Below are 12,506 nucleotides of genomic sequence, written 5' to 3' on the forward strand. Positions count from 1 at the left end.
ATTCGATATATAAATTTTAATAGAATAGACCAAAGTTCAAAACGGTATTCGGTACATATTTTATGCATGCATAGTAAGTTGTCGATTTTCTTCCCGAAATGGGGTAGATGACGGGAAAAGTTTGTTAGATGTGGAGATTTCAGATGTGCAGATATGCGGATGTTACTCTAATCGAAATCTGCACATCTGAAACGGCGAAGCCCTCAACGGAGTTAATCTAACATCTGCACATCAATGCGGCATCTTTTGCTAATTTTACTAAAATTTAAAGGTCGGGCCTAAAAGGGCGACCGTTAAGTTTTTTTATTGAGTATAGTGATAGCTATTCATTTAAATATATTACCAACTGGTTTGCTGGGCGATTATTTGCAGCAGGTTGACAGTTCTTTGGAACAAAAATTTGAGCAGTTAGAAGAAAGTGAGCTCTCTGCTGATACCTTTAGCTTCTACACTTCTGTATCAGCGGTATATTCATCCAAAATTGAGGGAGAAGATATAGAGCTTGATTCTTTTATGAAGCATAAAATGCTTGGTGTTAAATTCCTGCCCGATTATACTCAAAAGATCGATGATCTGTACGAAGCTTACCAGTTTGCCCAGCGTTCGGCATTGAATGCGGCTACTGTTAAGGATGCGCATACATTGCTTACCAAACATATTCTGCAACCGGGGCGCCGTGGCCAGTTAAGAACAGGCAATATGTTTGTGATTACTCCCGATGGTAAAATAGAATATGTTGCCTGCTCTCCAAACCTGGTTGAACAGGAGTTAAGTAAGCTATATGCTGATATAGAGACTTTGTTAAAGGCTGAGCTGAATACAGCAGAAACTTTCTTTTTTGCCGCGTTGATCCACCTGGTATTTGTAAAGATCCATCCGTTTGAGGATGGCAACGGCAGAACAGCCCGATTACTCGAGAAATGGTTTGTAGCACGAAAGTTGGGTTTAAAAGCATGGTTTCTTCAATCAGAAAAATTGTATTACAATCAGCATCACACTTATTACAACAACATCAGGCTGCTGGGTTTGGAGTATGATGTTTTGGATTATTCGCAAGCATTGGCATTTTTATTGATGTTGCCGGCGGCGTTGTAGATTAGATAATTTCTTTTAGCGGCCCAAAAAATGGCAAAAAAAAACGTCCGGATGTTATACCCGGACGTTTTTTAAAAAATAAGGGTATAGTTATTTATGCTGAATGCCTTCAGCTAAAATAATGACCTTATTGTTCAGTACTTCAACAACACCGCCTTTAATAAAAAACACTTCTTCTTTAACAGCGCTGCCGCCGCGAACGGTTAGCTTACCATCCTGAAGGGTTGATATGATAGGGGCGTGGTGGTTTAATATTTCAAATAATCCCAACATACCAGGAACAGTTACCGATGTGGCTTCGCCCTCGTAGATTTTTTTATCGGGAGTAAGAATTTCTAAAGTCATTTTTTTTTGGATGTGAGATATGAGATGAGAGATGTGAGACTGGAATGTCTTTGATCTAATACCTGATACCTCTTGTTATTTTAATATGAGTATGAGATTTGAAATGTTAAATCTCAAATCTCATATCTCAAATCTCATATCTTAGTTATTGGCTTCAGCCAATAACTTCTTGCCTTTTTCAATGGCATCTTCAATGCTTCCAACTAAGTTGAATGCACCCTCCGGGTATTCATCAACTTCGCCATCCATGATCATGTTGAAACCTTTGATGGTTTCTTTAATGTCAACCAATACACCTTTTAAACCGGTGAACTGCTCGGCAACGTGGAATGGTTGTGACAAGAAACGCTGAACACGGCGCGCACGTGATACAACCAGTTTATCTTCTTCAGATAACTCGTCCATACCAAGAATCGCGATGATATCCTGCAGCTCTTTGTAGCGTTGTAAAGTTTCTTTAACACGCTGAGCTGTATTGTAGTGCTCGTCACCTAAAATAGCGGGGCTAAGGATACGTGATGTAGAATCCAAAGGATCCACAGCAGGATAAATACCTAACTCGGCAATTTTACGTGAAAGTACGGTTGTAGCATCTAAGTGGGCAAATGTTGTTGCCGGTGCAGGGTCGGTCAAGTCATCCGCAGGTACGTAAACGGCCTGTACAGATGTAATTGAACCACGTTTGGTTGAAGTGATACGCTCTTGCATGGTACCCATCTCTGTTGCCAGTGTTGGCTGGTAACCTACCGCAGATGGCATACGACCTAATAGCGCCGATACTTCAGAACCTGCCTGTGTAAAGCGGAAAATGTTATCGATAAAGAAAAGGATATCGCGGCCTTTGCCATCCTCATCACCATCACGGAAATATTCGGCAATAGTTAAACCCGATAGGGCTACACGCGCACGGGCACCGGGAGGCTCGTTCATCTGTCCGAAAACAAACGTCGCTTTAGAATCCTTCATGGCTTCCCTGTCTATTTTAGACAGATCCCAGCCACCTTCTTCCATTGAATGCATAAATGCATCACCATATTTTATAATGCCTGCTTCAAGCATCTCGCGCAAAAGGTCATTACCTTCACGTGTACGCTCGCCAACACCTGCAAATACCGAAAGACCGGCATAAGCTTTCGCGATGTTGTTGATCAGCTCCTGGATTAATACTGTTTTACCTACACCAGCACCACCAAACAAACCAATTTTACCACCTTTTACATAAGGCTCTAATAAATCGATAACTTTGATACCTGTAAACAATACTTCAGTTTCGGTAGACAGATCTTCGAAACGCGGAGGAATATTGTGAATAGGGCGACCATTGGTTTTATCAAGATCAGGGATGCCATCAATAGCATCGCCTACTACGTTAAATACACGGCCTTTAATGTTTTCGCCAACCGGCATTTTAATAGCCGATTCCAGATCCACAACCGGCATGCCACGTAGCAATCCGTCTGTTGAATCCATCGCAATCGCGCGCACACGATCCTCGCCTAAATGTTGTTGAACTTCTAAAATGATTTTTTGGCCATTATCTTTCGTGATCTCTAACGCATCATAAATTTTGGGAAGATGAGCGTCATCAGCGAAACTTACGTCAACTACCGGACCGATGATCCGTGATATTTTTCCAATGTTTGGCATATATAACCTGGTGTTTAAAAAATTTTCCTTTTTAATAACTCTATATAAAAAATATAAGATGCTATTTCAGAGGCGCAAAGTTATGATTTCTATCCAAATATTTAAATAGCAAAGGCAACATTTTTGCACGATAATTTATGCCGGCTTGAATTATTGTTGCTGATGGTTAAAATTGAGTATAATTTTGCCAATATGTGTGCTGCTTTCCATCAGCTCATGGGCTTTGCAGGCATCAGCGRCCGCGAAAACCGAATGGATAACGGGCTTAATATCGCCCGATGCTAAAAGCGGCCAAATGGTCTCCTTCAAGTTTTGAGCTATTTTTCCCTTAAATTCCACTTCCCGTGCACGCAGCGTCGAGCCGGTAATTACCAGTCGCTTCCTCATCACCTGGGCCAGGTCAACCTGTACATTACTGCCATTCCTGGTATTTATTAATACCAGCCTGCCTTCAACTGCAAGCGACCTGATATTCCCTTCGGTATAATTGCCGCCTATCATATCCAGTATCACATCAACGCCTTTGCCGCCGGTAAGTTCCGTAATAACATCGGCAAAGTTTTCTGTTTTATAGTTGATAGCCTTTACCGCGCCCAACGCTTCGCAAAAGCGGCATTTTTCATCCGATCCGGCCGTTACATAAATTTTATGCCCCAGTGTTTTTGCCATTTGTATGGCAGCTACACCAATGCCGCTTGAACCGCCATGAACCAGCAACGTTTCTTTTCGTTTTAAAGCAGCCCTGTCAAATACATTGCTCCATACCGTGAAAAATGTTTCTGGCAGTGATGCGGCTTCGGCGAAAGAAAGGCTATCAGGTATAGGCAAACATTGTGCTTCGGGTGCGTTGCAGTATTCGGCATAGCCACCACCTGCAACAAGGGCACAAACCTTATCGCCAACCATTAATTGGGTTACGGTTGAGCCAATTGCAATTACTATACCTGCAATTTCCAGGCCGGGGATATCAACAGGTGCACCAGCCGGTGGCGGATAATTACCTTTACGCTGAAAAACATCCGGACGGTTTACGCCTGCCGCCATCACCTGTATGAGTACTTCATTATCGCCATAAGCAGGCTTTGGTCTTTCGGCTATTTGCAAAACAGAAGGCCCGCCGGGCTGTGTTATAATTACGGCTTTCATGAGGTAATAATATGTGGCAAATGTATCCTAAATTGAAAAATATGAGCGTCCAACTCCTAAACGCTAAGAAGTTACCTAAATTTTATTTAACAGCGTTTTTATTTGTCAACAGGACATATATCTGTTGTGCCGTCATGGTATTTTATGCCAGGCAACCTGCTCTATATGTTGGTGAGGAGGAATCACTAATGAACCGGTAAAGCGACAGATTATTCGCTTCTTAAACTTTTAACGGGGTTAGCCATGGCCGCTTTTATAGATTGGAAGCTGATAGTGATAAAAGCAATCACCACCGCTGTAAAAGCTGTAACTACAAATACCCACCACTGGATGTTTTGCCTGTATGCATATCCCTGTAACCATTTTTGCATCACCAGCCAGGCCAAAGGCGTTGCAATCACTATGGAAATTAAAACCAGTTTAATAAAATCCTTTGATAGCATGGTAACTAAAGTGGATACCCCTGCACCCAATATTTTACGAATCCCAATTTCGCGGTTGCGCTGTTCTGCAGCGTAGGCGGCAAGGCCGAAGAGGCCCAGGCAGGCTATGATGATGGCTAACGAGGTAAATACAACAAACAAGCTGCCCATGCGCTGCTCGGTGTGATATAAGGCATCAAAATCGGCATCCATAAATGAGTATTCAAATTGCTGGTTGGGGGCAAGTTTTTTCCATTCATTTTTAGCCTGGTTTAAAAATGCAGGCAGGTTTTTAGTGTTCACTTTTATACAAAGCCATTGCCTCCAATCCTGGTTCATGACCATAACCAGCGGACTGATATTATCCCTTAATGAGCTAAAGTTAAAATCTTTTACTACACCTATTATATGATATTTCCTGGCATTGGCTCCATTGCCTACGCTTAAGGTTTGGTTTAAAGCATCGTTATTAAAGCCCAGCATGGTGGCGGCCGTTTGATTAATTACCATGGCCAATGAATCKGATGCGAATTGGTTTGAAAAACCGCGGCCTATTAATACCTGCATGCCCAAGGTATGCAGGTAATCTTCATCAACAGACCAATATTCGGTAAGCAAGCCGCTTTTACGTTCGCTTGTAACGCTGTTAGGGAAATGGGTAGTGTTGGTAGGGTAGTAGGCACTCAGGGTAGCATCAACAACACCAGGTAATTGCTTCATCTGCTGTTTTAAGGTCTGTGAATCATTTAAAGCGTTCACGTTTTTAACCAATAGTAGCTGGTCGCGGTTAAAGCCAAGATCTTTATTTTGAATATATTGCAGCTGGTTGTAAACAACCATGGTGCCAATGATTAAAAAGATAGATATCGAAAATTGGAATACAACCAAAAAACTACGCAGCTTACCGCCCTTAAAGCCTGTGGATATTTTGCCCTTTAAAACATCAACAGGGTGAAAAGCTGAAAGAAAGAAAGCCGGGTATGAGCCAGAAAGCAAACCAACAATAATAACAATGATGCCCAACGCCGGCAGCAACCAGGTAAAAATCTGACTTGTTATGATTATCTGCTTGCCGGCTAACTGGTTAAATAATGGTAATAGCACCCATGCCGCCAATACAGCAATGATTGTGGCCGTAAGGGTAACTATAAACGACTCGGATAGGAATTGCGTTATTAAAGCCCCGCGCGATGAACCCAGTACTTTGCGTACCCCAACTTCGCGGGCGCGGTTGGAAGACCGGGCCGTTGAGAGGTTCATGAAATTAATGCAGGCCAATACCAGTATGAATATCGCTATGGCCGAAAAAATATAGATGTACTGGATATTACTATTGGGAGCCAACTCCCGTTGACGATTGGATTGCAGGTGAATGTTCTTTAGCGGCGTTAAATTTAGCCTGATATAATTGCCGCCTTTTTCAAACTTATCTATATTCATACTGCTGCTGAGCCATTGCCTGGTTAAGGGCGGGAGCTTAGCTTCAAGCTGTTGATAATCTGCACCGGGTTTAAGCAATACATAGGTGCTGAAACTAAAATGATTAAAAGTTTTATCGCGGGATGATTCCTGTGATAGGATAGATAAAAAGAAGCCGGCAGTAAAGTGCGATTGTGCAGGCATATCTTTAATAACCCCGGTTATTTTGTGGGGGATGCTATCGTTATTTATGGTAAGCGTTTGCCCCACAACGGCAGTTTTGTTAAAATACTTTTTTGCCGCCGATGCGGTAATCACAATGGCATTAGGGTCATTTAAGGCCGTTTTGGGATCGCCATCAATCATGGGCAGGGTAAATACAGCAAATAAGGTAGGATCACAGTATAGTACTTTGTCTTCGGCAATTTCCTCTGTTCCTTTTTTAAAGCGGATATTTAAAGCGGGAGAGATCCTTACTGCATTTTCCACTTCGGGGAAATTGGTTTTTAAAGCATCGGCAACAGGCGGGGCAACAATGGCAAAGGAAGTTAAAACACCTCCATATTTTAAATCGCTGTTTACCCGGTAAATCCTTTCATATTTAGTATTGTGCCTGTCATAACTTAATTCATCAACTACGTAAAGCACAATGAGCAGGCAAACAGCCAGGCCCAATGCTAATCCTAAAATATTGATGAATGTAAAACCTTTGTTTTTTAAAAGGGTACGCAGAGCGATCTTCAGATAATTCCTGATCATAACTTATGGGATTGATACCCTAAAGCTATAACTAAATATTTAGTTAGTCAAGAATTGAGAATAAAATAACTAATCATTTAGTTATTGCTGATTAAACAACGTGAAAAGTGGGGTGCTTTTTATGTATCACTAAGCTATGTAATGCTTTGTAAAACTGATTGTTAAATAAAGTTAAAACTACAAGTAGACAGGAATCGGCCAAATAGATAGTATTACTTACCCATGGTTTCGACAAGCTTCGTTTCCAGCATATCTATATTGCCATCACTATCACCTCTTGTGTTCCACGCTTGATGATCGCCCATATACCTGCCTATGATCTCTCCCTTTTTGTCAACTAATATTAAAATTGACGGAGGCATGCCGTCGATGTTGTATTTGCTTTTTAAATCTGCGCTTTCTATCAACACATTGTGCCACATATTCATCTTGCTTTTAGCTATAGAGTTTTTCCAGGGAGTATCAATGCCATCCATCGATAAACCTATTATTTCCAGCCCTTTGGTATGGTATTTTTTATATAGCCGGTTTAAAAAGGGGGCTTCAGCTTTTTCTGGAAAACAGAAACTTGCCCAAAAATAGAGAATTACATATTTTTTATTTTTGAACGATTTAAGGTTAAGTATTTTTCCTTGCATATCTTTTCCTATAAATAATGGTGCTTTGGCTCCCCTCGCCGAACTTTTATGTTTTAAAATGTTGGCGTATAAAAGTCTGCCGGCAACACTGTTTTTTACCGAATCGGTAAATGAGTTGTAAAAAGTGGTGGTGGAGTCAAGCGACAGATCTTCCATGCCATCAAAATAATAATTGGTTAAGTATGCACTTAGATACGAGGATGGATGCGTACTTGCGAATTGATAGTCAAGTTGTCGCATTGCATTTTCCAGCAAATCAAGGCTGTTCGTTACTTTATTAGAGCTTTGTTGATTTTTAGAATTTTTATCCGATGATCTGTACTCATTTATCTTGCCATACAAAGCAATTTTTAACTGTTTAGCCAGCTTTTTCTGCTTTTCTAATTTGCTCCAATCATCATGCATATCCGATCCGGTAATTAACGCATTAGTGGTGCTATCGCCGGTGAGCCTAATGGTTATATTCCCAGGACTTAAAAATACTTCATTAATGCCCCAATCATGATTTGAAAGCGGCTTGCTGTTAAAGTAAAGTTCGGCATAAAGCGGACTTGGGATAAAGCCATTAAAGGAAAAAGAACCATTTTTTACGTAGGCCTTACGTTTTATCCTTTGTTGTTTGCCGATGGAGTACGTTAACCATACAGCATGCGTTTTAGGGTCTGTAGTGGTGCCTTTTAATATGAAATTATTTGTAGCCTTTTTTTCCTGCCCATAAGCTATATAGCTAAATAACATGAGTAACAAGGAGATGTATAATTTATATTTCATTAAGTAGGTTCAGCCACTAAATTTAACGCATATTATTAGCGTTTGCAATGCTGAATTGTATTTAAAAAGCTAATATTTTGACGTTTCAATTATGCTGATTTTAGTTTTATTGTTATTCATTTGCATTTATAAAATAAATCAAACATGTTATTACAAGAAGGCCAGGCGGCACCACAATTTACATTAGTATCATCATCATTGCAAAGCTCATCACTGGCCGATTTTAGGGGCCGTAAAGTAGTGCTGCACTTTTTCCCGTTAGCATTTACAGGTGTTTGCACTACACAGTTATGTACCATGCGCGATAGCTTTGGCTATTATGATGGCTTAAACGCCACTATATTAGGGATCTCGGTTGATTCGCCTTTTACATTGGCTAAGTTTAAGGAAGAAAATAATTACCAGTTCGACTTGTTGTCTGATTTTAATAAAGAAGTATCCACCGCTTACGGGGCTATATATGCTGATTTTGTGATGGGTTTAAAAGGGGTATCTAAACGTGCCGCTTTTGTAATTGATGAGGAACAGAACATCATTTATGCCGAAGTTTTGGAAGCAGCTACCGATTTGCCAAATTTTGAGGCAATTGCAGCAGTTGTAAAGTAGTTTTAAATGACCAGGTTGTTGATTACAAAGCCAGGCATAGGGCAGTTAAACTTTGTTGTTTAATAAACTTTTTTATAAAATTTTTGCATCGGTAATATAAAATCCTATCTTTGCATTCCGTTTCAAAAAGCACCATAAGTGGGAGATTACCCGGTTTTGTGTGGATAGATGAAATAATGCACTTGTAGCTCAATTGGATAGAGCACCTGACTACGGATCAGGAGGTTAGGGGTTCGACTCCCTTCAAGTGCACCCATAACGTTAAGCCTTTCTGTGTTGTACCGAAAGGCTTTTAATTTATTACGAGCATGCTAAACCTGGTATTGTTTGGTCCTCCCGGAGCCGGGAAAGGGACTCAGTCGCAAAAGCTTATTGAAAAACATGGATTGATCCATTTATCAACAGGTGACCTTTTACGAGGCGAAATTTCGCAGGGAACAGCACTTGGGTTAGAAGCTAAGAAGCTGATGGACGAGGGAATGTTGGTTCCGGATGAGGTTGTTATAGGTATGATCAGCAATAAGCTGGATGCCAACAAGGATGCAAAAGGTTTTATTTTTGATGGTTTCCCGCGTACCGTTGCACAGGCCGAAGCTTTAGATGAGCTTTTGACCAGTAAAGGTGATGCCATATCTGGTATGATAGCGCTTGAGGTAGATGATGATGAACTGGAGCAGCGTTTATTGCAGCGGGGTAAAGCATCCGGCAGGCCTGATGACGCCAATCCAGAGGTGATCCGTAAGCGTATTAAAGAGTATAATGATAAAACGGCCCCTGTTGCCGATTTCTATAAAAACCAGGATAAATTTAAAAGCGTACACGGTATCGGCCCTATCGACCATATTTTTGGTCAGATAGGTGAAGTTATTGAAGCGTATTAAGGAGTCGGGAAAGTCCGAAAGTCAGTAAAGTCCGAAAGTTAAGAGCGTTAAAATTCTTAAACTTCCGGACTTTAMTGACTTTCAGACTTTCCGACAAAAAAAATAAAAACTATGTCGCAAGGTTCCAATTTTGTTGATTATGTGAAGATCTGTTGCCGGAGTGGCCACGGAGGGGCGGGTTCTGCGCATTTACATCGTGATATATTAACTTCAAAAGGCGGTCCTGATGGCGGCGACGGCGGTCGCGGCGGTCACGTGATCGTAAAAGGCAATGCCCAATTGTGGACCATGCTGCACCTTAAATACCGCAAGCACGTAATTGCCGGAGATGGCGATTCGGGTGGGAGTTCATTACGGAGCGGTAAAACCGGCAGGGATGAGATACTGGAAGTGCCACTTGGTACAACCATTAAAAATGCCGAAACCGGGGAAATCATCTTCGAGATAACCCAGGATGGCGAAACTAAAATATTAACTCCGGGCGGTCGTGGCGGTTTAGGTAACTGGCATTTTAAAACGCCAACCCAGCAAACTCCCCGCTTTGCCCAACCCGGCGAAGACGGCAAAGAGGACTGGAACGTACTTGAACTTAAAATACTGGCCGATGTTGGTTTGGTTGGCTTCCCTAACGCAGGTAAATCAACACTGCTATCGGTTGTATCTGCTGCCAAGCCAGAGATTGCTGATTATGCCTTTACCACATTAGTACCTAACCTGGGCATTGTATCTTATCGTGATAACCGGTCGTTCGTGATGGCCGATATTCCGGGGATTATAGAAGGGGCTTCGCAGGGAAAGGGTTTAGGGTTCAGGTTTTTGAGGCACATCGAGCGTAACTCGGTATTGTTATTTATGGTACCTGCAGATACCACCCGTACCATCAAAGAGGAATACGAAATACTATTGAACGAACTGCAGGAGTACAATGCCGAATTGATGCATAAGCCCCGCGTGTTAGCAGTTACCAAAACAGACCTGCTGGATGATGAACTGCAGGCAGAAATGCAAAACGAATTACCGGAAGGTATTCCTTCGATATTCATTTCATCAGTGGCACAAAAAAACCTGATGGGATTGAAAGACCTGCTTTGGGCCGAGATAAATAAGTAAAATTTAAACGGGTTTGATATTTGTAAATAAAACCTGTTTAAAAGTGATTAAAACTTCTTTTTTTTGCAATAAAACTATACTTACTTAGCCGAATACAGTACGTATTTATTACTCAGCATATCCATACGGAAACCCTTGTAACCTGGGAAGCATTTACGTATAATGTTTGATTTTGGCCCCATGTAACTTGCCGGGAGCAGGATGTAGATTGGTCCGGCATGGCCATAGTGTACATAGCTGTCATATTCAATTTTGATATCCGAATCGATAGGATCTAAGATGATATAACGGTTATGGTTAATCTCCAGGCCAAGGTCGGGGCTTATGAAAACGAATAGCGCATTCTTTGTTTTTCTATCCAGATCCATAATATAATCAAGCGATTGCTGATCTATAAATAGTTGCGCTATACCTGATGTCCCCTTCGCGTTTAATGTTTTATTTTGATGGTAGCTGGGTACAAAATACCGGATGCTCCAGAATGCAATAAACAGGCATACAATGGTGAACGCTATTTTAAAAGGTTGTTTCCACCGGCTTGCCAGGTAAACCACTCCCGGTGTTACCAATAAACCTATGATCCTAAAATGCCTTGCTTCGTACGAAATATTTGCCTGTCGCAAAAAGCTATAACCAAAAAACAGCACCGAAAGCACATAAAAAATAAAAAGCAATAGGGTATAGTTCTTATTCGGTACAACTCGGATAATATTAATAATGAGCAATATACTTAATGCGGCAGCTAATAACAGTACAATTAACGACCATAAAGGGCTGAGTATAGATGCATTACTGTGAACCAGTAGCCCGTTTACCATATCATCTAAAGAGAAACCGGCTAAAATAGGGGAGGCCAGCGGGAAGCTAAAGGTTTCCCAGTTTAGCAATAACCCTGATGAGCCTGATGCAGGGTTTGCCCCCTTAGACAGGTAGCAAATAATAATAGTACCTATTGATATTATAACAGGAATGCCAACCCAGGCTCCGTTCTTAATCCACACCATTAAATTTAATTGCTTTTGGGATAGCTTGATCCAGATATACAAACAACCCGCAGCATACATCCACAAAAAGGATGATTTGCAGAAAAAACCTATCCATCCCGAAAGCAGCAGGAAGAGTGCAAGTTTCCAGGTGGTTTTATCAAAGCTTATACAACCATACAGGAACCACCCAATAAAGCCAAAAAGTAAAACTTCGCCACCATTATAAAAAACGTAAGGAATAAAAAAAGCCTGTTKAATTACAATTACCAGCACGCTAACCGCTGCCAGAAGCTGGGAGAATCCTGCTTTTTTAAAAAAGACATAAAATCCGGCTATTCCCAATAAACTAAATACGGTAATGGTAATTGCCGATGCCTGCCCGGTATTAATACCAAAAACAGATTTAAAAAGGTAAGGAACCAAATACTGTCCCGGCGACCACCATGATAAAAATTCGGTATAGTTTTTACTGATGTCGGCCGGATCTGGTTTGGTTGCCATATTAAAGCCCCCACCAGCCTGCATTTTTTGCAAAACCTGGAAACCCCAGCTTGGGTCAGGGAAGATAGCCGTAGGAGCAATAAATATCATTACACCCATTACCAATACAATTACACCTAATGCTATCAGGATATTTCGATGGGTTTGTGATTTTTTTAATATCATATATTTTGAAGTATT

At 41.1% G+C, this 12,506-nt stretch carries 10 protein-coding genes and 1 tRNA gene; 5 read left to right on the forward strand and 6 right to left on the reverse strand.

Features of this window, described 5'->3' with window-relative positions; all coding sequences use genetic code 11:
• Positions 1-315 precede the first annotated feature (315 nt).
• Entirely contained in the window at positions 316-1,095 is a 780-nt protein-coding gene (locus tag AC1DO4_RS24235) for a Fic family protein (RefSeq protein ID WP_477420177.1), read from the forward strand.
• A gap of 90 nt (positions 1,096-1,185) precedes the next feature.
• Here the strand turns inward: AC1DO4_RS24235 and atpC are convergent, their stop codons facing one another.
• The 5 genes from atpC to AC1DO4_RS24260 all read right to left on the reverse strand — a co-directional run bounded on the left by atpC (position 1,186) and on the right by AC1DO4_RS24260 (position 8,242).
• Complete coding sequence (atpC, locus tag AC1DO4_RS24240) at positions 1,186-1,440, reverse strand: ATP synthase F1 subunit epsilon (RefSeq protein WP_477420136.1); 255 nt, start codon at positions 1,438-1,440, stop codon at positions 1,186-1,188.
• A gap of 141 nt (positions 1,441-1,581) precedes the next feature.
• The gene (gene atpD / locus AC1DO4_RS24245) at positions 1,582-3,087 is read right to left on the reverse strand and encodes a F0F1 ATP synthase subunit beta (RefSeq protein ID WP_477407234.1); all 1,506 of its coding nucleotides are present in this window, start codon (positions 3,085-3,087) and stop codon (positions 1,582-1,584) included.
• A 150-nt stretch (positions 3,088-3,237) separates the two neighbouring features.
• Positions 3,238-4,233 (reverse strand): NAD(P)H-quinone oxidoreductase, encoded by a 996-nt coding sequence (locus tag AC1DO4_RS24250; protein WP_477420137.1) that lies wholly within the window; start codon positions 4,231-4,233, stop codon positions 3,238-3,240.
• Between the two features lie 209 nt (positions 4,234-4,442).
• Positions 4,443-6,833 (reverse strand): ABC transporter permease, encoded by a 2,391-nt coding sequence (locus AC1DO4_RS24255; RefSeq protein WP_477420138.1) that lies wholly within the window; start codon positions 6,831-6,833, stop codon positions 4,443-4,445.
• A 212-nt stretch (positions 6,834-7,045) separates the two neighbouring features.
• Positions 7,046-8,242 (reverse strand): redoxin domain-containing protein, encoded by a 1,197-nt coding sequence (locus AC1DO4_RS24260; protein ID WP_477420139.1) that lies wholly within the window; start codon positions 8,240-8,242, stop codon positions 7,046-7,048.
• A gap of 144 nt (positions 8,243-8,386) precedes the next feature.
• Between AC1DO4_RS24260 and AC1DO4_RS24265 the strand changes: the two genes are divergently transcribed.
• The 4 genes from AC1DO4_RS24265 to obgE all read left to right on the forward strand — a co-directional run bounded on the left by AC1DO4_RS24265 (position 8,387) and on the right by obgE (position 10,839).
• A complete protein-coding gene (locus tag AC1DO4_RS24265) occupies positions 8,387-8,848 on the forward strand; it encodes a redoxin domain-containing protein (RefSeq protein ID WP_477420140.1) in 462 nt (153 codons plus the stop codon).
• 178 nt (positions 8,849-9,026) lie between these two features.
• Positions 9,027-9,100, forward strand: a tRNA-Arg gene (locus tag AC1DO4_RS24270).
• 56 nt (positions 9,101-9,156) lie between these two features.
• Complete coding sequence (locus tag AC1DO4_RS24275; protein WP_477420141.1) at positions 9,157-9,729, forward strand: adenylate kinase; 573 nt, start codon at positions 9,157-9,159, stop codon at positions 9,727-9,729.
• Between the two features lie 111 nt (positions 9,730-9,840).
• On the forward strand, positions 9,841-10,839 hold the full coding sequence (obgE, locus tag AC1DO4_RS24280) for a GTPase ObgE (RefSeq protein WP_477406345.1): 999 nt from the start codon (positions 9,841-9,843) through the stop codon (positions 10,837-10,839).
• 80 nt (positions 10,840-10,919) lie between these two features.
• Here obgE and AC1DO4_RS24285 read toward each other — a convergent pair whose 3' ends face one another.
• Positions 10,920-12,491, reverse strand: coding sequence for a hypothetical protein (locus AC1DO4_RS24285; protein WP_477420142.1), 1,572 nt, complete (start codon positions 12,489-12,491; stop codon positions 10,920-10,922).
• Positions 12,492-12,506: the final 15 nt, after the last annotated feature.

It is taken from the genome of Mucilaginibacter sp. P5_A6 (assembly GCF_056400585.1).